Source organism: Streptomyces sp. NPDC101234, assembly GCF_044767525.1.
GTDB lineage: Bacteria > Actinomycetota > Actinomycetes > Streptomycetales > Streptomycetaceae > Streptomyces > Streptomyces sasae.
The window spans coordinates 23,792-46,953 of sequence record NZ_JBIWOA010000021.1 but is presented as its reverse complement, the minus strand read 5'-3'; the positions used below and the strand labels follow the sequence as shown (position 1 = coordinate 46,953).

General features: G+C 69.5%; 15 protein-coding genes. 5 read left to right on the top strand and 10 right to left on the bottom strand.

Annotated features, from left to right (window positions below):
- Positions 1-70: 70 nt before the first annotated feature.
- Positions 71-3,025: a BTAD domain-containing putative transcriptional regulator gene (locus ACIRR9_RS33130; RefSeq protein WP_403759451.1), complete on the bottom strand. Its 2,955-nt coding sequence runs from the start codon at positions 3,023-3,025 to the stop codon at positions 71-73.
- A 1,027-nt stretch (positions 3,026-4,052) separates the two neighbouring features.
- Here ACIRR9_RS33130 and ACIRR9_RS33125 point away from each other — a divergent pair.
- The 3 genes from ACIRR9_RS33125 to ACIRR9_RS33115 are packed head-to-tail and all read left to right on the top strand — an operon-like array spanning position 4,053 to position 8,664.
- On the top strand, positions 4,053-5,966 hold the full coding sequence (locus ACIRR9_RS33125; RefSeq protein WP_403759448.1) for a cobalamin-dependent protein: 1,914 nt from the start codon (positions 4,053-4,055) through the stop codon (positions 5,964-5,966).
- Between the two features lie 20 nt (positions 5,967-5,986).
- A complete protein-coding gene (locus ACIRR9_RS33120) occupies positions 5,987-7,873 on the top strand; it encodes a non-ribosomal peptide synthetase (RefSeq protein WP_403759445.1) in 1,887 nt (628 codons plus the stop codon).
- The gene (locus ACIRR9_RS33115; protein ID WP_403759442.1) at positions 7,870-8,664 is read left to right on the top strand and encodes a thioesterase II family protein; all 795 of its coding nucleotides are present in this window, start codon (positions 7,870-7,872) and stop codon (positions 8,662-8,664) included. Before ACIRR9_RS33120 ends, ACIRR9_RS33115 begins: the two co-directional genes overlap by 4 nt.
- 105 nt (positions 8,665-8,769) lie before the next feature.
- On the opposite strand, the gene ACIRR9_RS33110 is transcribed toward ACIRR9_RS33115, so the two are convergent.
- The 3 genes from ACIRR9_RS33110 to ACIRR9_RS33100 form a co-directional block, all read right to left on the bottom strand.
- Positions 8,770-9,915 carry a cytochrome P450 gene (locus ACIRR9_RS33110; protein WP_403759439.1) on the bottom strand — a complete coding sequence of 382 codons (1,146 nt, stop codon included), beginning with the start codon at positions 9,913-9,915 and terminating at the stop codon, positions 8,770-8,772.
- A gap of 213 nt (positions 9,916-10,128) precedes the next feature.
- The gene (locus ACIRR9_RS33105; protein WP_123978664.1) at positions 10,129-10,929 is read right to left on the bottom strand and encodes a CPBP family intramembrane glutamic endopeptidase; all 801 of its coding nucleotides are present in this window, start codon (positions 10,927-10,929) and stop codon (positions 10,129-10,131) included.
- A gap of 687 nt (positions 10,930-11,616) precedes the next feature.
- Positions 11,617-13,137: a glutamate--cysteine ligase gene (locus ACIRR9_RS33100; protein WP_403759435.1), complete on the bottom strand. Its 1,521-nt coding sequence runs from the start codon at positions 13,135-13,137 to the stop codon at positions 11,617-11,619.
- A 556-nt stretch (positions 13,138-13,693) separates the two neighbouring features.
- Between ACIRR9_RS33100 and ACIRR9_RS33095 the strand changes: the two genes are divergently transcribed.
- Complete coding sequence (locus ACIRR9_RS33095; protein ID WP_365343432.1) at positions 13,694-14,278, top strand: hypothetical protein; 585 nt, start codon at positions 13,694-13,696, stop codon at positions 14,276-14,278.
- 396 nt (positions 14,279-14,674) lie between these two features.
- Entirely contained in the window at positions 14,675-14,881 is a 207-nt protein-coding gene (locus ACIRR9_RS33090; RefSeq protein ID WP_089105610.1) for a DUF5999 family protein, read from the top strand.
- A 124-nt stretch (positions 14,882-15,005) separates the two neighbouring features.
- Here the strand turns inward: ACIRR9_RS33090 and ACIRR9_RS33085 are convergent, their stop codons facing one another.
- From ACIRR9_RS33085 to ACIRR9_RS33060, 6 genes are all read right to left on the bottom strand, one after another.
- A complete protein-coding gene (locus ACIRR9_RS33085) occupies positions 15,006-16,058 on the bottom strand; it encodes an endo-1,4-beta-xylanase (RefSeq protein WP_403759432.1) in 1,053 nt (350 codons plus the stop codon).
- 28 nt (positions 16,059-16,086) lie between these two features.
- Entirely contained in the window at positions 16,087-16,923 is an 837-nt protein-coding gene (locus tag ACIRR9_RS33080; RefSeq protein WP_403759430.1) for a carbohydrate ABC transporter permease, read from the bottom strand.
- Positions 16,920-17,915 (bottom strand): carbohydrate ABC transporter permease, encoded by a 996-nt coding sequence (locus tag ACIRR9_RS33075; protein ID WP_403759428.1) that lies wholly within the window; start codon positions 17,913-17,915, stop codon positions 16,920-16,922. The genes ACIRR9_RS33080 and ACIRR9_RS33075 overlap by 4 nt, the downstream gene beginning before the upstream one ends.
- A gap of 8 nt (positions 17,916-17,923) precedes the next feature.
- Positions 17,924-19,219, bottom strand: a complete 1,296-nt coding sequence (locus tag ACIRR9_RS33070; protein WP_403759425.1) for an extracellular solute-binding protein — start codon at positions 19,217-19,219, stop codon at positions 17,924-17,926.
- 175 nt (positions 19,220-19,394) lie between these two features.
- Positions 19,395-20,912, bottom strand: coding sequence for a glycoside hydrolase family 43 protein (locus ACIRR9_RS33065; protein ID WP_403759422.1), 1,518 nt, complete (start codon positions 20,910-20,912; stop codon positions 19,395-19,397).
- Between the two features lie 113 nt (positions 20,913-21,025).
- Entirely contained in the window at positions 21,026-22,843 is a 1,818-nt protein-coding gene (locus tag ACIRR9_RS33060; protein ID WP_403759419.1) for an APC family permease, read from the bottom strand.
- Positions 22,844-23,162: the final 319 nt, after the last annotated feature.

The following is a 23,162-nucleotide window of genomic DNA, read 5'->3' as shown; positions in this document are numbered from 1 at the left end:
TCCGACCTGCATGTTTCCTCTGACATCGGATGGAAATCGAACGGAAATACCGGGCCGTCGGGGCCGACGGTCACAGAACGAGCGAGTAGCGAGAGCCCGCTTTGCGGTCGAAGGCCCTGACCGCAAGGGGCGAGCCCGTGCCGGCCACCGCGGCCGCCGCCCTGGTACGGAGGCCGACCGCCTCGGCCGCGTCTCCGCCCTGCTGGTCGATCACCCCCGCGTGGGCGTCCAGGCAACGCGCGTAACGTACGGGCGAGCCCAGGTCGCGGTAGATCGCGGCGGATTGGAGCAGCTGTCGCTCGGCCTCGTCGAGCCTGCCGTCGTGCCCGTTCGCGCCGGCCAGACAGAACGTGCTGAGCGCCTCCAGCAGTGGATCGCCCACCGCACGTGCCGACTGCAGGCAGGTGCTCAGCAGCCGACGGGCCTCGGTGTGCTGCCCCCTCTCCAGCGCCACGACGCCGAGGCCGAAGTCGGCGTAGCCGATGCCGAAGACATCGCCGAGCGCCGCTGCCAGCTCCCGGGCCCGGACGTACTCGGCCTCCGCCTCCTGCGGTCGGCGCTGCTCACGCAGCAGATCGGCGAGGGCCAGCCGCACCTGCCCGGCCACTCTGCCGGCGAAGCCGCGGGTGACGTCCTCGGCCTGCCGCAGATAGGGTTCGGCGCCTTCCGGATCCCGCAGTTCGAGCAGGGTCAGGCCGAGCCAGCTCAGCACCTGGGTCCGGGCCTCCAGGTCCCCATGGGCCGTGAGCACGGGCAGACACTCCTGCCAGCGCTCCAGCGCCTGCTCGTAGCGGCCGAGGATCCGGTCCACGCGGGCTGCGCTGCGCAGCGCGAGCGCGGCACCGTAGTCCTCCCCCACCTCCGTGAACCTCGTGTGGGCCTGGTCCAGCAGGACGGCCGCCCGGGTGAAGTCGCCCTTGTCCAGGTGCAGATCACCCAGGCCGAGGAGCAGTGCGGCCTCGCCCTTGCGGTTGCCTGCCGTGCGCACGGCGCCCAGCGCGTGCTGATGGGTCGCCAGCCAGTCCTCGTAGTGCCCGCGGGTGCTGAAAAGGCAGCGGCACACCGCGGCGAGGTCCCATGCAACGTTGTCCAACCCGTGTCCGGCAGCCTGCCGCACCAGAGTGGTCAGGGTGGTGCGCTCGGCCTCGTACCAGAGCAGGGCGTCGGTGTCCTCGTACTCGGTGAAGGCGTTGTCGCCGTCGAAGCCCGCCGTACCGCTGCGCACGACGGAGTAGTCACCGCCGCAGACGGTGCGGTGAGCCGTTTCGGCCCGGGCGAGAGCGGCGCGGGCTGTGCGCTCGACCGCGGCGCGGCGCTGGGACTCCGGTTCCGTGCCGTCGGCCCGCTCGGCCCCGAACAGCCGGACCAGATCGTGGAGGCGGTAGCGGAGCTGGCCCGCCCGGTCCCGTCCCGTCACCTCGATGAGCCGGGCGTCCACCAACTCCTCGACCAGGTCCTCGGCTTCGTTCCAGCCCAGGTCCACCAGGTGCGGGGTGAGCCAGTCCGCGAAGTCCGGTACGGCGAGCAGGGACAGCCTGCGCAACAGCACCTGGGCGTCGGTGCTGATGCAGTCGTAGGAGAGCTCGAAGCTGGTGCGGACGGCAAGACTGTCGTGCACCAGTTCGTCGAGCCTGCGCCGTTCGTCCGCGAGCCGCTCCGCGAGACGGCGCATCGTCCGGTGCGGCTTGGCCGCCAGTTTGGCGCCGACGATGGCCACCGCGAGGGGCAGGTTGCCGCAGTACTGGACCAGTCGGAGCGCGGCGACCCGGTCGGCGTCGGAACGTTCACGCTCCGAGCTGCGGTACAGCAGCTCCAGGGCCTGTTCCGTGGACAGCCCCCCGAGTTCCACCACCTGGGCGGAGAACGACGCGGCGACCCGGGAGCGACTCGTCACGATGACGGCGCAGCCGCCCGTCCCCGGCAGCAGCGGGCGGATACCGGCGGCGTCGGACGCGTTGTCCAGAATGATGAGCACGCGCTTGTCGGTCAGCAGGGCGCGGAATTTCTCGGCACGCTGGTCCAGCCCCTCCGGAATGTCGGACACCGGAATTCCCAGCTCGCGAAGGAATCGGGCGAGCGCCTCCTCCGGACTGACCGTGTCCCTGTCGAGCCCCCGCAGGTCGACATAGAGCTGTCCGTCCGGGAAATTTCTCCGCTGCTGATGCCCGACGTGAATGGCAAGGGTTGTCTTGCCGGTGCCGCCGGCACCCACCAGTTCGACGATGGGCACATGCCTGCCCTCGGGCCTCAGATATTCGACGAGGTTGGCCATCTCCGCCTCGCGCCCGACGAACTCCCCGACGTCACGAGGGAGCAGGCACGGTCCGCCGGCCGACGGGGACGCGGGCACGGACGGGGCGGACACCAGCGCGACCTGCGGGGCCTCGGTGCCGGGCGGCGCGGCCCCCTTGAGGATCTCCTGATGCAGTCGCTGCAGTTCGGTACCCGGCGCTATGCCGAGTGCCTCGTCGAGCAGTTGGCCGGTGTCGCGGTACAGGCGCAGTGCGTCCGCCTGCCGACCCGACCGGTACAGGGCCGTCATCAGCTGCGCCCTCGGACGCTCGAAGAACGGGTGCTCCTGGATGAAGGCCGACAACTCGCCGATCACCGCCTCGTACTGCTTGAGTTCGAGCTGCAGGTCGGCCTTCTTGACCCGCAGCGCCACCTGCGTGTCCTCCCACACGCGGGCCTCGGCGCGCCAGGCCTGCCGGGTGATGCCGGCGAGCAGCGGACCGCGCCACTGCGCGAGCGCCCGGTCGAGACGGGCGACCGCCTCGGCGTGGTCCCCGGCGGCCGCGAGCTCGTCGGCCTGCACCCTGAGGGCCAGCACCCGCTGGGTGTCCAACTCCGCATCCCGCGTGGTCAGGAGGTAGCCAGGAGGCTGGGTCAGGATCAGATCGCGCACGGTCCGTGTCCGCTGGAAGCGGCCGCGCAGCTTGGAGACGCAGATGGCGATCTGATTGGGCGGATCGGCCGGCATCCGGTCCTCCCAGATGCTGTGCGCCAGGTCCTCCACGGAAACCACGCGGTCGGGCTTGAGTAATAACGTGCCCAATATGATCTGAAGTCTCGGAGCCGTCAGTTGCAGTCTTTTGCCGCCCGCCCAGACTTCCAGCGGCCCCAATACCCGGAATCGCAGTCCATCGACATGTGATGACAGCATCCGAAACACCCCCACCGCTTACTTCTCGCTGCTTGAACTCAGTACATGCTTACGGCATCTCACGAACGGTGACCACAACTCGTCCACATGGAGAGACGCGGTAGCAGAAGGTGACGCCCGGTCAAGAATATGGAGCCGGAACGACCAGGACGACGGGGCGCGCCGGTCACCACGGGCGCGGCGGACACGCCCGCTCCCGCGCGCCGATGGCTCGATCTGCCGCTCGTGGGCGCGGCTCGCGGCCGGTTCGCCGACCATCTTCCGGCGGGAGCCGCAACAGCAGCGAACTAAGTTCATGCACGATCCCTTCCCGCCCCAATCCTCCGAACTAAGTTCGGCACCTTCGCCAGCATGCCATGCGTCCTCTAGCATACTGGGCGATACACCGCTTATGTTTCGGTCACTGATCCACTGCTCGTCAGCCAATGGAGGTGACACATACTCGGTCAACGGGGTTACCAGCTCGTGGCGGTCGGACCCGTGATCACGCCCGCCTCGCTCCGGGGCAGTGCGAACGCGGTCACCGCGCGTGTCCTCACGGATGCCGTGCCGCGGGCCGTCGGGCCCTCCGATGCACCATGGCGGTCGCCCCGCTCTTCATGACGGTCCCGCTCCGTCCCGGTCCCTGCGCGCGGCCGGATCCCGCGAGCGCGGATGACCCACCTGAGCGGACCGCCGGGCGTCATCGCCCACTTCATCCTCGCGAACGCCGGCGTCCGACTTTCCCTTGCCGCCGACCTGTGCAGCCTCCTCCGGCAACCCGTCCAGCCGCTCAGCGCCCGCGCCGTGCCCGCGCCGCGCCTCCGCCGGCGCCGGAGCGTCGCTGACCGTTCACAAGGGGTCGTCACAGGCGGCGCCACTCGCCGGGTGCTTCCCATTTCCTGAAAGGGTGAGCGATTTGAAGAAGGTCCTGCTAGTCGAACTCTCCGTTTTCGAGCGAATGACACCGCTGGCCTCCGGCTATCTCCAGGCATACGCGACGACGGATTCGGTGATTCGCAGCGAGTATCGATTCGAGCGGTACACGACCGTCGCCAGGACACCTCGGGCCGATATCATCCGGAATCTGATCGGGGCGGCCGCCGATGTGTACGCCTTCAGCTGCTACGTGTGGAACATGGGCCTGGTGAGGTCCGTCGTGGCGGCCGTCCGGCAGGCAAGGCCGCACGCCCAGATCATCCTCGGCGGCCCCCAGGTGATGTCGCAGGGCAACCGCTACCTCAGCAGGACCGACGAACGGACCGCCATCTGCAACGGAGAAGGGGAGATCACCTTCTCGCAGTACCTCCTCGCGCTGACCGAATCCGATGCGCCTGCGCGGCTCCATGGAGTCGACGGTCTCAGCTTCTACCGCGACGGCGAACTGGTGACGACGCCGAAGCAGTCGAGGATCAGCAGCCTGGACGACATTCCCTCGCCGTTCCTGACGGGAGTCTTCGACTCGGCCTACAGCATCGCCATCCTGGAGACGAACCGCGGATGCCCCTACCACTGCGGATTCTGCTTCTGGGGCGCCGCCACGAACGACCGGGTGCACCGCTTCGACGAGGAGCGGGTCCGTGCGGAAATCAAGTGGGTGGCGAAGAACGAGATACTTTTCCTCTTCATCGCCGACGCGAACTGGGGAATGCTGAGCCGGGATGTCGACATCTCCCGGCACATCACGAACTGCGCACAGGACCACGGGGCCCCGAACGTCGTCTACTTCTCCGCGGCGAAGAACAAGCCGAAGGCGGTCACGGAGATCACCGGCATCTTCCAGGACGCGAACCTCATCGCCTCCCAGCCGGTGTCGCTCCAGACCCTCGAACCGACCAGCCTCGACCTGATCTCCCGCTCGAACATCAAGCTGAGCGCCTTCGCCGCGATCCAGGAAGACCTACGTGAGAAGCGCATCAGCTCCTACATCGAACTCATCTGGCCACTGCCGGGCGAGACCCTCGACTCCTTCAAGCGCGGCGTCGGCACGCTGTGCGAGAACGAGGCGCAGACCGTGATCGCGTACCCTCACCTGCTCCTCAACAACACGCCCATCTATCACCACTCCGACGCCATGGGGATACTGACCCGGCCGGCCGGCGGGGACATCGCCGAGGCCCGGATCGTCATCGGCACGCGAGAGGTCTCCGTAGCGGAATTCACCGAAGGCATGTACTACTTCTACGCCTTCCACGCGCTGCACAACCCGAGCAGTCTCCGTACGGTGATCCGCCATCTCGTGAAGCAGTCCGGGATGCGCTACCAGGACGTCTTCTCCGCCTTCGCGGAATTCTTACGCGTGCAGGGGCCGGACGACCCCATCCTCGCGTACATAGAGCGCTCCGTCGAAGACGCCGACTACTACGACGTGAACAACTACGGGCTCTTCATCCATTCCGTGCTGCACGAGCACAGGGAGCTCTTCACCGAGCACGTCCGGCGTTTCGCGCAGAGCCAGGACTGGTGGGACGACGACAAGGTGCGGGCCCTGTTCGAGATCGACTTCCTCAACCGCCCCTACATGTACAGCAACACGCCCATGGACGTACCCGCCGAAGGCTTCCAGGAACTCCGCCTCCTGGACCTCGGTCCTCGCAGCTACACGGTGCAGGTGCCCACGGAACACCTGCCGGAGCTGGCCGACGCGATCCGGATCGACACGATTCCGGCGGACGGCACATTCACGGTCGATCACAAGAGGCTGCAATATCCGTTCATGCCGACACAGAGCCGTGACCACAGCGGCTCCTACTGTCACGGAATGATCGAGAAGGTCGGGAACGTCATGCCGTTGTGGCAGCCGGCCGGCCAATCAGTCAGGTAGCGAGAAAGGACTGGACGCTCATGTCGGAATCTGGTGTGGAGACCGTCGATATCCGGGACAGTTCGCTGAACGATCTCTTCGCGGAGCACGTCGCACGCTCTCCCGACGCACCGGCCGTCACCTACGGGGCCGTCACACTGACCTACCGCCAGCTCGACCGGGTCACCAACTCGCTGGCAGCCCGGCTGCGGGAACTCGGCGTGCGGCGCGACCGGCTGGTCGCGTTCCAGGCCGACCGGAACCTCAGCGTCGTCGTGGGCATGCTGGCCACCGTCAAGGCCGGGGGTGCCTATCTGGCCCTTGATCCGGCCCACCCGGTCTCCCGGTTACGCACCATCCTGGAGGAGTCCGAGCCCGTGGCGCTGCTGTCGGAAGCAGGCACGGACGAGCCGAGCGGTCTGGGAATCCCCGTGGTCCCGGTCGCCGAACACCTCAAGGACGCCGTACGGGACGACACCACTCACGACGTCCCGCCGGCCGGGGGCACCGGCCCCGAAGATCTCGCCTACGTGGTGTACACGTCGGGCTCGACCGGCGCGCCGAAGGGCATCTGCATCACCCACCGCAACGTGGTCCAGCGCACCCGGAACACCGACTACCTCAGGTTCGAGGCGGGAGACCGGGTGGCCCAGATCTCCAACGCGGCCTTCGACGCCGCCACGATCGAGGTCTGGGGAGCGCTGCTCAACGGCGGCGAACTGATCGGGTTCGACCGGGACACGGTGCTCTCACCGGGCCGGCTGGCAACCGCGCTGCGCGAACGTCTCATCGACACCATGGTGATGGCGACACCGCTCTTCAACCAGCTTGCGGCCGACGACCCTTCGACGTTCGCCACGGTCTCCCAGGTTCTGGTCGGCGGGGACGTCATGGCGGTCCGCCCGGCAGGCGCCGTCGCCGCGCTGCCGGGTTGCACCCTGCTCAACGGGTACGGCCCCGCTGAATGTACGACGCTCGGCACCGCGCACCGGGTCACGCCGATGCCCGAGGGCCAGTTGCGGGTGCCGATCGGCCGCCCCGTCTCGAACACGACCTGCTATGTGCTCGACGACAGTCTGCGGCCGCAGCCGGCGGGCACTCCCGGCCAGCTCTACATCGGCGGTGACGGCGTCGCACGCGGTTACCTCGGCCGTCCGGACCTGACCAAGGAGCGGTTCCTTCCCGACCCCTTCACGACGGAACCGGACGGGCGCATGTACGCGACCGGAGACCTGGTGTGCCAGTTGCCGGACGGTTCGCTGGACTTCCTCGGCCGTGCCGACTTCCAGGTCAAGATCCGGGGCTTCCGTGTCGAAATGAACGAGGTCGACTCGACACTCCTGCTGCACTCCGGGATCAGGGAGGCCGTGACGGTCGCCGACGCCGACCCGCGGACGGGGGAGAAAACGCTCGTCAGTTACTACGTGGGGGCAGGCGAAGCGACTCCGGAGACAAGGGAACTGCCGGCGTTCCTGCGGGACCGGCTGCCCGAGTACATGGTGCCGTCCCGGCTCGTCCGCCTCCCCGAACTGCCGAAGAACGCCAACATGAAGGTCGACCGCGAGCGGCTGCCCTCCCCGGCGGCCTCCCCGGCGGCCTCGACGTCTTTGGCGGATGCGTCTTTGGCGGAGGCCGACGGCCGCCGGGCGGAGGCCGACGCACACCCGGACGCCGGCACTCTCGACGGCGAGATCGCCACCCTCATCGGGGAGCTGCTGGGAGTGCCGAGCTTCGGGCACGAGGAGAACTTCTTCGAGAGCGGCGGGCAGTCCATGCTCGCGATACGCCTGCTCACGCAGGTGGGCAGGCGCTTCGGTGTGAACTTGACGCTGGGTGAGTTCTTCGAGGATCCGACGGCGCGCGGCATCGGCGGGCTCGTCCGGCAGCGGACCGTTCCGGCCACCCGGCCCGGGGAAGGGCGGTCATGACGCGGGCGGCCGATGTGGCCTGTTTCCCGCCCTGCCGGGCGGAAGCCACTCCCGCGCCGGCCCTGGACGCGGACGCCGTGCGGTTGTTCTGCCTTCCACACGCGGGGGCGGGGGCATCGGCCTATCGTGACTGGCCCGAATTGCTGGCCCCGGACATAGAGGCGATCCCGGTGCAGTTCCCGGGACGGGAAAACCGTTTCAGGGAGCCGGCGCTCCATTCGGCTTCGGAACTCGTCGCCGAATTACTGGAGCCCTTCACGAGCCGCGCGGGGCACGATTTCGCCTTGTTCGGACACAGCATGGGTGCGCTGCTCGCCTATGAGCTGGCGCACGAACTGTCCGCGCTCGGCAAACCTCCTGGGCACCTGTTCGTCTCGGGGCTGGGCGCTCCGCATCTGCCGCCTGAGGGGCCGGTACTGCACAGACTGCCGGACGACGAGCTCATCGCGGTCGTCGATCAGCTGGAAGGCACGTCACCGGAGGTACTTGCCCAGCCGGAGCTGGTGCAGCTGCTGCTTCCCCTGTTCCGCGCGGACCTCAGGGTCTGGGAGACCTATGTCCCGCACCGGGGTCCGCTGCGGGTGCCGATCACGGCGATGGGCGGTCGCCAGGATCCCGGTGTCGCTCTGGACAGGCTCGCCGCGTGGGGCAGCCTGACGTCGGCCGGCTTCCGTCTGCAGGCGTTCGACGGCGGCCACTTCTACCACCACTCCGCGCCCGCCGATGTGGCAGCGGTGCTGCGGGAGCGGCTGCGGGAGTCCGGCCCGGTGCCGGCGGTGGCGGAGGAATAGGGTCACGGCCCGGCGGCCCGGCGCCGGTTCCGGCCGGTACCCGGGATGTCCCGGGTATCGGCCGGCCTCGGGTACGGCGAGCCGGCGGCCTGGCAGGGGCGCCGGTCAGCGCAGCCGTACGGGGAGGTTCTCCAGACCGTGGATGAGGCTGGAGGACCGCCACCGCAGCGACGACTCGGGCACCGCCAGCGCCAGCGCGGGGAACCGGGACAGCAGCGCCCCGAAGGCGATCTCGCCCTCGATCCGCGCCAGTGGCGCTCCGAGGCAGTAGTGGATCCCGTGTCCGAAGCCCACGTGTCCCGCGGCGTCCCGGCCCACGTCCAGGCGGTCGGCTTCGGCGAACCGGGACGGATCGCGGTTCGCGGACGACGTCGCGAGCATGACCCATTCCTTCGCGGGGATGGTCGCGCCGCCGATGGTCACCGGCTCCAGGGTGAATCGTTCGGTCGCGTGGTTGAGCGGGTTCGCGTACCGCAGCAGTTCCTCGACCGCCGACGGCAACAGCGCGGGATCGTCTCGCAGTCGCCGTAGCTCGGCGGGATGGGTGAGCAGCGCCAGCACTCCGCCCGCGATCAGGTTCAGCATCGTCTCGTGCCCGGCGACAAGGAGCAGGAACATCATCGAGAGCAACTCGTGCTCCGTCAGCGAGTCACCCGAGTCGCGCGCCGCGATCAGCGCCGAGAGCAGGTCGTCCGCCGGTGACCGTCTGCGCTCCGCGACCAGGTGCGTGAAGTACTCGTACATGGCGACGGCGGCGGCGCGGGTCTCCTCGCGCGTCCCCCGGGAGGAGAGCAGCGTGTCCGACCACTCGCGGAACGACTCCCGGTCGCCCACCGGGATGCCGATCAGCTCGCAGATCACGGTCACCGACAGCGGGAACGCGAACGCCTCGATCAGCTCCGTCTCGTCGGGGCCGTCCGCCATCGCGTCCACCAGCCCGGCGGTGATGTCCAGGATCCGCGGCCGCAGGCCGGCCGTCCGGCGCGGTGTGAACGCCTTCACCACCAGGCGGCGCAGCCGGGTGTGGTCGGGCGGGTCGAGGTTGAGCATGTGCTGGTCGAGATACGCCTGCACGGGATCCACGTTGATGTCGAAGTCCTCGGGCGTCATGTGCGTCACCCAGTCCTTGGCCAGCCGGGGGTCGGCCAGCGCGGCGCGCACGTCCTCGTACCGGGTGACGAGCCAGACCCGTACGCCCTCGGGCGTGATGACCGGAGTCACCGGCGCGGACGAACGCAGCCGCGCGAACAAGCCCTGGGGATCCTGGAAAAATGAATCGCCTAACCGCTCGACTACGGGTGAGATTTCCCCTGTTGTATCCACCATGACGTCAGGCTAACCAGTAACGCGTTTAGCCACAAGCGGTATTGATGACATATTCCACGGCGTCACCCGGCGGCATTGTGAGTAAATTCCGCACTGCTTTTTGTTTAAGCGTCGGAGAGTTATTCGGGCCGGAACCGCTCACGCGGTGGGCAGCCAGCCCACCTTTCCGACGAGCAGCGCATAGCCGACGAACGCACCGATGTCCAGGAGGGAATGCGCCACGACCAGCGGACCGACCCGGCCCCACCGCCGGTACAGGTAGACGAACACCACGCCCATCACCATGTTGCCCAGGAAGCCGCCGATGCCCTGGTACAGGTGGTACGACCCCCGCAGTACGGAACTGGCCACCAGCGCCGCGCCCGCACTCCACCCCAACTGGTCCAGCCGGCGCAGCAGGTAACCGACGACGATGACCTCTTCCAGGATCGCGTTCTGCATCGCGGAGAGGATCAGCACGGGGTACTTCCACCACACGTCGGGCAGCGCCTCCGGCACCACCGTGAGATTGAAGCCGAGGCCACGGGCGGCGAGGTAGAAGGCGATTCCGGTGCTGCCGATCACGGCCGCGACCCCCGCCCCGCGCCCGAGGTCGGGCCAGCGACGGGTGCGGTCGAAGCCGAGTGTGCGCAGGCTCGCGCCCTCGCGCAGCAGCAGATGCGCGACCAGGGCGACAGGGACGAGCGCGGCTGCGATGTCGAACAGCTGCCAGGAGAGATCCAGCCAGGGGCGGCCCGGTGCGGCCGACGCGTTGAGGGTCGCCGCCTGGTCCTTGAGCGCGCCCGGCTTGGTGACCGATCCGACAAAGCTGATCAGAGCGGATACTCCGCTCGCACCGAGCGAAAGCCCCAGAACGAGCAGTGTCTCGTCTCTGAACACCCGCCGCGAGGGCCGCTCCACGGGATAAGCATCGGCCACCGACTCCGCCTCCACCTGCACTCCTGTCTCCAGCTGAGCACTCCCGGGGGACAGGGAGGGCCACCACCGTCGTGGGACGTCACAGCTTGCCCGATCAACTCCGAACCGCCGGCACCGACCCCCGGCCGCGCGCAACTCGGCCGGGGTGGGTCTGCCGTCGCCGACACGCCGCCAGAGGCGCAGTGGCAGCGGGTTCGACGGGGTGCCAGGCGTGAGCTCTTGGTTCGCCACCGCGCGGCCTGCCGGATCGGTGCCGGCACCGTGTCGTCCGCGCTCGGGCCGGGGCGAGCTCCGCGCGAGGGCGGGCCACCCGGACGGCCGCCTCCTGCATCGGCTGTGTGTCCGCGGCGAGCGATACCAGGCCGGCGATCGACGGGCCGGTGGCGGCGATCCGGGGGCACGAAGGTCACACCTTGCCGAAGCGCGGTACGGCCACCTGCCGGGAGGCGAGCTCCCGGGCGAGGTTCCTTGAGCGGTGTGTTCGACCCGCCGCCTTCGTCCCGGTCGAACGCGCCGCCACCCCTGAGCGCCTCCGCCGCTGAACGACACCACCGCTGAGCAGCACCACCACCGACGGGCACCACCGCCGACCGGCACGACCGCTGACCGGCACCACCACCGACCGGCACCACCGCGGGCCACGGTCCGGGGCCGACGGTCAGCGGCCTCCCGGCCCCCGCACTCCGCGCGACGGCTCCCCCCGCTGCCTCACCCCGTCAACACCGGCTCCACCAACCCCACCGGCCAGGTGTGCACCGGCTCCCCCGCATTCATCAGCTCGGCATAGCGCCGCGTCATCGCGGCCAGCGCGGCCTGTCGCGAGAGCCCCTGTTCCAGCGCCCGGTGGAATGTCGCCGCCTGCCAGGACGCCCCGTTCGCCCTCCGCCGGCAGCGCTCGTCGATCACGCCGAGGTAGTGGTCGCGGTCCGCGGCCTCCACCCCCCACGCGTCCAGCCCCGCCTCCGCCAGCGGCAGCAGTTCGTCGCGGACCAGGGTGACCGCGTCGACCTCGGCCGTGCCCCCGCCGTACCGCCCCCTCCTCGGCCAGACCAGACGTGCGTCGATCCCGTGGCGGCACGCCGCGTCGAAGTTCGCCTCCGCCACGGCGAACGGCAGCCGCGTCCACACCGGCCGGCTATCCTCCGCGAGGGCCCGCACCAGGCCGTAGTAGAACGCCGCGTTGGCGATCACGTCGGTGACGGTCGGCCCGGCGGGCAGTACACGGTTCTCGACGCGCAGGTGCGGGACGCCGTCGGCGATGCCGTAGACCGGCCGGTTCCAGCGGTAGACCGTGCCGTTGTGCAGGACGAGTTCCGCGAGCTTCGGCACCCCGCCCGCGTCCAGCACGGCCAGCGGGTCCTCCTCGTCGCAGATCGGCAGGACCGCCGGGAAGAAACGCAGGTTCTCCTCGAACAGCTCGTACGCGGAGGTGATCCAGCGTTCGCCGAACCAGGTGCGCGGCCGTACGCCCTGTGCCTGGAGCTCCGGCGGGCGGGTGTCGGTGGCCTGGAGGAACAGCGGCGGCCGGGACTCCCGCCACAGTTCGTGGCCGAAGAGGAAGGGGGAGTTCGCGCCGACGGCGATCTGCGGGGCGACGGCCGCCTGAGCCGCGTTCCACACGTCCGCGAAGCGGGCCGGGGTGACCTGGAGATGCAACTGCACGGAGGTGCAGGCGGCCTCCGGGACGATCGACTTCGACGTGCACACGAGATGCTCGACGCCCTCGATGTCGATCAGGAAGTCCTCGCCCCGGGCGGCCACGATCTGATCGTTGAGCAGGGTGTACCGGTCGACCTCGGAGAGGTTCGCGGAGACCAGGTCGTCCCGTTCCAGCGTCGCCAGAATGCCGGTCATCACGATCCCGGCGTCCACCTCGCCCGCCTTGCGGTCGGCGTACGCCAGCGAGGTCCGGAGTTCTTCCGCGAGCCGGTCGAAAACCCGGCCGCCGAGCCGGTGTGGGGCTATGTTGACTTCCAGGTTGAACATGGCGAGTTCTGTTTGGAAGTCTCGGCTTGCGATACGTTCGAGAACCTGGCCGTTCAGCATTCTCGGCATACCGTCCGTACCGGCGAGATTCAATTCGATCTCGACGCCCATCAGGTTCTTGGGGCGATCGAACCGCTTCTCCATCAGCAGCCGCTCCAGCCCCGCCAGGCAGCTGCGCAGCTTTTCACGGTACCGCTGGCGATCGGACAGGTCGAACCGGCCCGCCACGACCTTCTCCCCCATCGAAGTGTCCCTCCTCGAATGGGCGGGCCGGGGTGCCGGCCGCCGGTGTCCCGAGTCCAGGTGGGATGATGCCCAGCGGAGGCGATCGATAACGTCGCGCGCGGCACCGGCACCCGCTACTCTGTTGGAATGTGTCCCGCGGCACATTCACGGGGCATGGAGCATCGTGCAACTTCGGGTGCCCCGTTCCCCTCGTGAAAAACGCCGACGACATTCGGCCGACCGCGACAACCTCGTATTCCGAGGTCAGCAGGGCTCCGGCAGGCAGAAAATCGGGAGGATTCCCCGCGAATCGACGGCTGAATTACGCCTTGTTCCGTTCTGTGAAACGGCCCGGTGAAACACCACCTGAACAGGCGTCGTATAAACTCCGCGAACAAGGCAGAAGGCTGGCGCCCACGGTCCTGGTTCCTGCCGTCCGAGTGCGTGCGGCAGGCAACGCCCGCACCTCTCTTCACCGAACCGGGCCCCCGCCTCTCTGACCCCTCGTGAGCTGACAGCGCCGTCCGCCCCCGCCCTCGCGCCACCGCGCCTGTCGAATGAGAGGCGACCCACCATGCCGCTGCAAGTCCCTCCTGCCCCCGCGCCCGCACTGCGTTCCGTCCTCACCGCCCTCGGTTCCCCCACCGCGGTCCGCGAGGCCCGTACCCCCTCCCTGCGCGCCGCGCAGGGACCCGCGATCCCCGAACTCCCGCTGCCCGTGCACGTACTGGACCGGATCACCCCGGAGGGCGTCTCCGCCACCCGGCTGGCCGGCTGGCGCTTCCTGATCCGCTGCGGCGACCGGGCGGTGGCCGCGGCCGACACGATGCTCACCCCGGACGGCTGGGCCTTCTCGCACTTCTTCGAGGGGCCCTACATCACCTCCACCGAGCGGGCCCTGCACCAGGCCGAGGCCCTGCAACAGACCTACCAGCCGCGTCTGTTGTCCGTGCCCGGCCTCTACATGCTCACCCTGTGGCTGCACGGCGACTGCACGGCGGACGGCGCCGAGGGCCACCCGGCCGCCACCGATCTGCTCGTCCCACTGGCACCGGCACCGCCCGGTATCGCGGCCCACCGTCCCCACCTGGTCGACGAACTGCTCCCCGTACTGACCCACCGGGTCACCCCGGCACCCCTGCTCATCACGCCGGCCTGAGACCGCCCCGGCCGTACCCGACTGCACCCGCCGCACCCCGCCACACCCCGCCGCCCCTGAACGGGAGGCGGGGTACGCGCGTATTCCCCTATGTCCTCGGGCGGGACACCGAATGCCCCTCGTTGCTCGTACGAGCAAATAGCCGCTCCTAAGAGCCATAATGGCTCTCCCCCGGGTTTTCCCACCGTCCGGACTAGCCCCATCCGGCCATGCGGAACCATCCGAATTGGCAGCCCAGTTGAGATGAACCGTCCGCGCGGGTGACGCGTCTCCAACCTGTGAGAAGCGGTGCAGCTAAATCCCTGCGGAAGAACGCCCGGAGGGCAACACTGGTTTCCGACCGACTCATCATCACGGGGGACCGACATGACCACGACAGAGCGAGAGACCCCACCCATGTGCCAGCACCAGCCGCCGTGTCCGACAGCCGAATCCGCCGACCGGGAGTCCGCCCGCCTCACGGCGCACCACCCGGAGCAGGGTTGGAGCCTGCTGTGCAACGGCGTTCTGCTCTTCGAGGACACCGGTGAGCTCCTGCCCGACGGCCAGATCATCGCGCCGCACCGCCCGCTCGGTGCCGGCCGCGTGGTGACCGCCGCCTGAAAAGGACCACCGCACCACCCGAACATCGCACCACCCGGGCGGCCCCGCCGCTCCGCCCGGTGACCTGAAGGGGCCGGACGCACACACACGGTGCGCACCGGCCCCGACGCATGTCCGGGGGTGACTACCCCGTGTAGCCGAGTGCTGCGCGCAGTGCGAAGTAGGCCGGCTTGGGAGCGAGTTGCTCGTCCCAGGGCAGGGCCGCGCCCTCCCCGGGGAAGAACGCCGGGATCCAGGAGTACTTGTCTGTGTAGTCCCACACGGTGATGCCCACGCACCGGCGCACCGCGAGGCACGCCTTGGTCAGATCGGCGTACCAGGTCGCCTGTTCGGCCAGCTTCTCGGCCGTGGCGGGCAGTTGCATCCGCACGTCGACCTCGGTGAGCGCGGTGTCCAGGCCTAGGCGGGAGAACCGGCGGAGGTTCTCCTCCAGGGTGGACGGATAGCCGTACTGGAGCGCGAGGTGGGCCTGGAAGCCGATGCCGTCCAGCGGCACATGCCGGGCCTTCAGCTCCTGCGCGAGCGCGTAGTAGGCGTCGCTCTTGGGGCCGGTGGCCTCGATGTTGTAGTCGTTGAGGTAGAGCCTGGCGTGCGGGTCGGCCTGATGGGCCCAGCGCAGCGCGTCCGCGATGTAGCCGGGGCCGAGCGTCTTGTACCAGAGGGTCTCGCGGTAGGTCCCGTCCTCGTTGAAGGCCTCGTTGACGACGTCCCAGGAGTAGACCTTGCCCCGGTAGTGCCGTACCTCGGTCTGGATGTGCTTCTTCAGTACCGCCCTGAGGTCGTCGGCCGTCCAGGTGCGCGAGGTGAGCCAGTCCGGCAGCTGGCTGTGCCAGACCAGGGTGTGGGCGCGGACCTTCTGGTGGTTCTTGCGGGCGAGGTTCACGATCTGGTCGCCGTTGGTCCAGTCGAAGACGCCCTGTTCGGGTTCGGTGGCGTACCACTTCATGCCGTTGCCGGGCGTGATCATGTCGAACTCGCTGCCGAGCAGCCCGGTGTAGGCGGTGTCGGTGAGTTCGGGGTTGTCGGTGGCGCTGCCGAAGTACCGGCCGTGGCGCTGGGCCAGTTCGGCGAGGGTGGGCTGCCGGTCATGGGCCTGGGCGGCGGGCCCGGTGGCGACTCCGGCGGCCACCAGGACGGCCGCGAGGGCACCGGCGAGTCTGAGACGTGTACGGGACATCGTGCGACTCCTGTCAGTGTAAGGCGGTTCAGCCCTTGGTGGCGCCGGCGGTGAGGCCGCCGACCAGCTGGCGTTCGGCGACCGAGTAGAAGGCCAGGGCGGGAACCATGGCGAGGACCAGGTAGGCGAAGACACGGGCGTATTCGGTGGAGTACTGGCCCTGGAACTGCTGCACGCCGATGGGGATCGTCCACCAGGTGGAGTCGGTGAAGACCAGCAGCGGCAGGAAGAAGTTGTTCCAGCTGGTGACGACCGCGAGCACGGAGACCGTGCCGAGCGCGGGCCGGGCCATGGGCAGCAGGATCCGCCAGAAGAAGGCGAACGGCCCGCAGCCGTCGAGGGTGGCCGCCTCCTCCAGCTCCCCGGGGATCTCCCGGAAGAAGCCGCGCAGGATGATGATGGTCATCGGCAGCCCGAACGCGGCCTGCGGCAGGATCACGCCCAGCGGGTTGTCCAGCAGGTGCATCGAGCGCAGCAGCAGGAACAGCGGCAGGGCGGCCACCGCGAAGGGGAACATCAGCCCCATCGTGAACACCGTGAACAGCACCTCGCGCCCACGGAACGCGAACCGCGCGAAGGAGAAGGCGGCCAGCGCCGACACCGCGACCACCAGGACGGTGGTGGCGACCGCGATCAGCGTGCTGTTGCCGACCAGCCGCCAGAACGAGCCGGAACCGAGGATGTCCGTGTAGTTGGAGGTCACCCAGGAGTCGGGCAGCCCGACCGGGTTGCGGGACAGTTCGTCCGTCGACTTGAACCCGGAGAGCAGGGCGTACAGCAGGGGTACGACCATCACCGCGCCGACCAGGACGAGGACCAGATGCAGCGGCAGGTTCCGTACGGGCGTCCTGCGGATGCCGCTCATGCGCCGTCTCCCCTCATGTTCGTGGTGGCGCCCTCCAGGTCGCGGCGGAGCACGAACCGCTGGTAGGCGAGGGCGAAGACGAGGCTGATGGCGAACATGGCCACACTGATCGCGCTGGCGTAGCCGACCTGGTAGCGCTTGAAGCCGTACTGGAACATGGTCACGGCCATGGTCTCCGAGTGGTGGTCGGGGCCGCCCGCGGTGACCACCCACACCAGGTCGAAGAGCTGGATGGAGCCGATGACCGACAGGAAGACGCTGATGCGCAGGGTGGGAGCGAGCAGCGGCAGGGTGACATGGCGGAAGCGCTGCCAGGGGCCCGCGCCGTCGACGGTCGCCGCCTCCGTCAACTCGGCCGGGATGGACTGGAGTCCGGCCAGGTAGAGCATCATGTGGAAGCCGAAGTACTTCCAGGTCATGACCAGGAAGAGGGTGGCCATCACGGTGGAGGGGGCGGAGAACCACTCCCCGCCGAGACCGTCGAGTCCGACGGCACCCAGGACGTGGTCGGCGAGCCCCTGGTCCGGCGCGAAGATCATGCCGAACAACACGCCGGTGATCGCCTCGGAGAGCACGTACGGGGCGAAGAACAGCATCCGGTAGACGGCCCGGCCGCGGATCCTCTGGTTGAGGAGGACCGCCATGGCGAGCGCGAACGGCAGTTGCAGCGCCAGCGACAGCACGACCAGGACCAGGCAGCGCCACAGGTCGCCGAGGAAGACGTCGTCCTGGAAGAGGCGGGTGAAGTTGTCGGTGCCGGTGTAGTCGGAGGGCATGCCGAAGCCGCCCCAGCGGAAGAACGAGGCGTACAGCGCGAACAGGATCGGCAGCAGGACGAGCACGCCGAACAGCGCCAGGGCGGGCAGCTGGAAGCCGACGGCGGTGAGCCAGTGCAGCAGCCGGTGCCGGGAGCGCGCCCGGCCCGAGGGCGGGAGCGGCTGCGGCACGGCGTCCGGTCCCGACCGCGTGCCGGACAGGTAGGTCGAGGTCATCGGGCGGCCTACTGCTCTTCCTTCGCGGTCTTGGTGATCGCCTGGGTGACGTCCGCGGGAGACTTGGACCCTGCGATCAACCCGGCCACGCTGTCGTTGATCTGCTGGCCGACGGCCGGCGCGTACGCCTGGTCGAGGTACAGCTGGAACCCGGTGGCAGCCTTCAACTGCGCCTGTACGGCCTTGGTGTTGGGGTCGCTCAGCGCCTTCTCGGCACCGGGGACCACCGGGAGCGTGTTGGTCTTCTCGACGAGCACCAGGTCGGTGGCCTCGGAGGCGAAGAACTTCAGGAAGTCGACGGCTTCCTTCGGGGCGTCCTTGCGCAGGGCGTGCCCGCCGCCACCGCCGAAGACCTCGGTGATGGCGCCCTTGCCGCCGTCGACCGCCGGGAACGGGAAGAAGCCCAGGTCCGAGCCGAGGCCCTTCCCCGCGTCCGCCTCCACCACCGGGGCCCACTGGCCCATCAGTTCCATGGCCGCCTTGCCGTTGCCGACGGTGGCCGCCTGGCCGGTGGGCGAGGAGTAGGCGGCGCCGAGGAAGCCCTTCTGGAACGGCTGGAGACCGACGAGGTCCTTCAGGTGCTGTCCGGCCTGGACGAACCCGGTGCCGGTGAAGTCCTTGTCCTCGTTGGCCTTCTGGAGGGCGTCGAGCCCGGCGGTGCGCATCGCCAGGTACGCCCAGTAGTACATGCCCGTCCAGCTCTCCTTGCCCGCGAGGGCGAGTGGGGTGACACCGGCGGCCTTGAGCTTCTTCACGGCGTCGAGGAATCCGCTCCAGGTGGCGGGAGGCTCGCTGATCCCCGCCTTCTTGAAGAGCGCCTTGTTGTACCAGAAGCCGATCATGCCGATGTCGAACGGGATGCCGTACAGCTTCTGGTCGATGAGGTACGGCTGCTTGGCGACCGACAGCATCCCGTCCGCCCATGGCTTGGTGTGATCGGTGAGGTCCTCGACGAGACCGGCGTCGACCTGCTGCTTGAGGACGCCACCGCCCCAGGTGTGGAAGATGTCCGGGAGCTTCCCGGAGGCTATGAGCGCCGTCATCTTGGATTTGTAGGCGTCATTCTCCAGCTGCACGATCTTCAGCTTCACGTGCGGGTTCTGGGCCTCGAACTTCTTCGCGAGGGTTGCCCAGACGCTCTTGGTCGGCTGGGTGGTGGAGATGTTCCACCACTCGACGGTGACCTTCCCCGACGACGAGCCTCCGTCGGAGCCTGAGCCACAGCCGCTGAGGGCGGTCACGCCCAGTCCGGCGGCCGCGGTGGCCGCCAGGAATCCGCGACGGGACAGTGCCGGGTCGCCCATGATGCGCTCCTTGAGGTACGGGACGACCGACGCCGTCCTGGTTCGTTGGCTCTGGATCAACCGAACTCTCGACGGCCTGGCGGAGGTCGGCCGCATCGAAACATTCGACGTTTTCACCGAACGTTCCGAACGGCGACTCTAGAAAGGCGGATCAGGAGCGTCAAGGTGTCGCGCATCAGGTCATGGGTGCGTACTCGAACCAGTCGAAGGCGGCCCGCCCCTCGGTGGCGTACATGCCGATGACCCGGCCGGTGAAGCCGCCCGCCACCTCGGTGGACAGATACCGCCCGTCGAGTTCGGCCAGCCGAACGGCGCCGTCGGGCGTTTCGATCGAAAGGATCACGGCGTCGGGCCCGGCGGGACGGACCCCGCCCGGCACCTCCGCCCCGGGCACGTCCGCCCCGGGCGCGGTCGCGGTGGGCGGCGGCACCCGGTCCGTACGCGTCTCGACGACGAGGGTCACCGGGCCCCGCGGTACCGGGTGTTCGGCGATCCGCTGCCGCAGCGGCCCGATCCGCGCGACGACGCTCACCACTCCCCCGCCCACCTCCAGGTCGTAGTGGTGCGCCTCGTCGATACGGACCGAGAGACCCGCGCGCCCCGAGCCCGGGTCGAGCAGCGCGGCGGCACGGCAGTCGGGATGCTGTTGGCGACGGCCGACGAAGGTGTGCCCGGGCCGGTCGAGGCTGTCCCCGGTGGCCGTGAGCGTCAGCCACCCGGGGCGTTCGGTCAGCGACCAGGACCCGTCCGGTCGGCTGCGCGGGGAGATCCACTGCGGTGCGAGGGCGGGAGCCGTGAAGTCGTCCCGCGCCGGCAGCTGTTCGACCGGGTGCCAGGCGGCGGGTGCCGGGTGGCGTTCCCGTACCGGCCCCATCCGCGGCCAGCCGTTCACCCACTCCACCGGGGCCAGGAAGGTCTCGCGGCCGAGGACGTGGAACTCCGGGAACCAGCCGCGCGGCCGGGTGCCGAGCAGCACCGCCCACCAGCTGCCGTCGGCCGCCTGCACGAGGTCGGCGTGCCCGATGCACTGGACCGGCTCCCGGGTACCCCGGTGGGAGACCAGCGGATTGCCCGGCGAGGGCTCCCAGGGGCCGCGCGGCGAGCGGGCGCGGGCGACGGACACACCGTGCCCGAGGGCCGTACCGCCCTCGGCGACCAGCAGATACCACCACCCCCCGACCCGGTAGAGGTGCGGAGCCTCCGGGTCCCGCAGCCCGGTCCCGGACCACATCGGCAGCGGCCCCTCCAGCACCTTCCCGGTCCGGGTGTCGATCCTCGCCACCGCCACCCCGGCCACGGCACACCAGCAGTCGCCGTTCTCGTCCCAGGCGAGGTCGGGGTCGATGCCGGGCAGGTCGATCCACACGGGGTCCGACCAGGGCCCCTCGGGCCGCTCGGCGGTGACGAGGAAGGTGCCGCCGCCGCTGACGTCGGTGGTGATGACGTGGAAGAGCCCGTCATGGTGCCGGATGGTCGGCGCGTATATCCCGCCCGAGGCCGGCGTGTCCTCGGGCAGCGGCCGATCCAGCACGTTGCCGATCTGCCGCCAGTGCACCAGGTCCCGGCTGTGGAACAGCGGGACTCCGGGGAAGTACTCGAAACTGGAGCACACCAGGTAGTGGTCCTCCCCCACCCGGCACACGCTCGGGTCGGGGTGGAATCCGGGGATGACCGGGTTGTCGTACGTCCGCATGCGCCTGCGTCCCTCTCATGTCCGGCCGCCGCGTCACCGAAAGTTTCGGCAAGATCGGCGAACATTACGAGGCGCACTGTAGAAGGACGGTCAGGGCCCGACAAGAAGGGCTCCTACACCTTCAGGCGGTACGGCAGCAGGCACACCACGACGTCGGTGCGGGCGCGCAGCACGGTCGCGAGGAGGAGGCCGCGCTGGTTCTGGAGGATCTCGTAGCGGCGGTGGCGGGGTTCGACCTCGGGGATCAGGACGGCGACCTGACGGCCGTCCTCGGCGGCGCGCTGGACGTAGTCGACGATCGGCTGGACCAGGGAGCGGTGCGGGCTGTCGATGACGTCGAGGCGCACGCCCGGGTTCCAGCGCTCCCAGGCCTCCTCCAGCGCACGGGACTTGGCGGGATCGCCGTGCACCGCGACCGCGACCACCTCGTCGCCGAGGGCGAGGGCCGCACCGAGGGCATGCCGGGCGAGCTTGCTGACCTCGCCGATCGGCACGATCACCAGGCTCCCGGTGCGCCGGGGCGGCGGCTCCGGCACCCGCCCCAGGCCCAACTCCTCCCCCACTTCCGTGTAGTAGCGCTGGATGCGGGCGAACAACAGCATCATCAGCGGTACCGCGATCACCACCACCCAGGCGCCGGCGAGGAACTTGGTGAACAGCAGGATGACCCCGGCGAGGGTGGTGAGCAGGGCGCCGGTCCCGTTGATGACCGCCCGGCGCTTCCACCCGGCCGGGCGCTCGGTCGCCCAGTGCCGGACCAGGCCGGCCTGGCTGAGGGTGAAGCCGATGAAGACGCCGATGGCGAAGAGCGGGAGCAGGCGGTGGGTGTCGGCGTCGGTGGCGAGCAGGAGCAGGGCGGCGAGCAGGGCGAGGGCGGCCACGCCGTAGCGGTACACGGGGCGTTCGGCGCGCAGGCCGAAGATGTGGGGCAGCCGGTTGTCGCGGGCGAGCAGGCTCATCAGCACCGGCAGTCCGCCGAAGCTGGTGTTGGCGGCGAGGCCCAGGACCAGGGTGACCAGGAGGTTGGTGGCGTAGTAGGGCCAGCCGGTGCCGTAGGCGCCCGCGGTGAGCTGGGCGAGGACGGTCACCCCGCCGCGCGGGGCGACATGGTCGCGGTGGATCAGGACCGCCAGGCCGATCAGCATGGTCCCGAGGAGTCCGCCCAGCATCAGCTCGGTGCGCTGGGCGCGTCTGACCCTGGGGGTGCGGAAGGTGGGGACGGCGTTGGCGATGGCCTCCACACCGGTCAGGGCCGAGCAGCCGGACGAGAACGCCTTGAGGATCACCAGCGCGGTCAGCGCCTCGGTCGCGTGCACGGGCTGGGCGGTGCCGACGACGGCGACCGGGTGCCCGCGCAGCAGGCTGAGCAGGATCACGCCGAGGATCGCCATGATGAACAGGACGGTCGGCAGCATCAGCACCCGGGCGCTCTCGGAGACGCCCCGCAGATTCACGGCCGCCAGCAGGGCCAGGCCGATCAGACAGACGACGAGCTTGTCGTGGGCGAAGGCCGGGAAGGCGGAGGCGAGCGCGTCGGCACCGGCGGCGAGGCTGACGGCGACGGTGAGCACGTAGTCGACGACCAGGCTGGCGGCGGCCAGCAGGCTCGCGGTGGCACCGAGGTCCGCCTTGGCGACGGCGTAGGCGCCACCGCCGTCCGGGTGAACGGCGATGACCTGGCCGTACGACACCACGAGTGCCGCGAGCAGGAACGTGATCGCCAGGGTGATGGGCAGGGTCGCGGTGAGTGCCCCGGTCCCGGCGACCACCAGCGCCAGCACGATCGCCTCGGGGCCGTACGCCACGGAGCTCAGCGCGTCCAACGACAGCGCGGCGAGCCCCTCCAGGCTGGTCAGATGGTGTTTCTCGCCTTCGCCGGGACGCAGCGGAACACGCGGTCTCAGTTCACGACGTGCCAGGCCATACGCCATCGGGACCTCATCACGGCCGGGTGGGTCAGGTCGCCACCAGTGTCACCCCCACCGGCCTACGGCCCCACGTCCCGCCTCCGCATGTCTTCCGGTGACTCCCGGCCCACCAGCAGCCGGGCGCGCCCGTCCCGGACCGCCGCGACCGGCGGCCGCCCCACCATGGTGTAGACGACCACACCCCCCGAAAGGGGCGCGGGTCAGTATCTGACGTGTGGCCACCGCCGCGTGGGCGCGACCAGCCCTCACCCCCACCGCCCCGCAGTGACCCGCGACCCGTCAGAGTCCCGTCAAAGACATGCCACACCTGCTGACGCCGTCG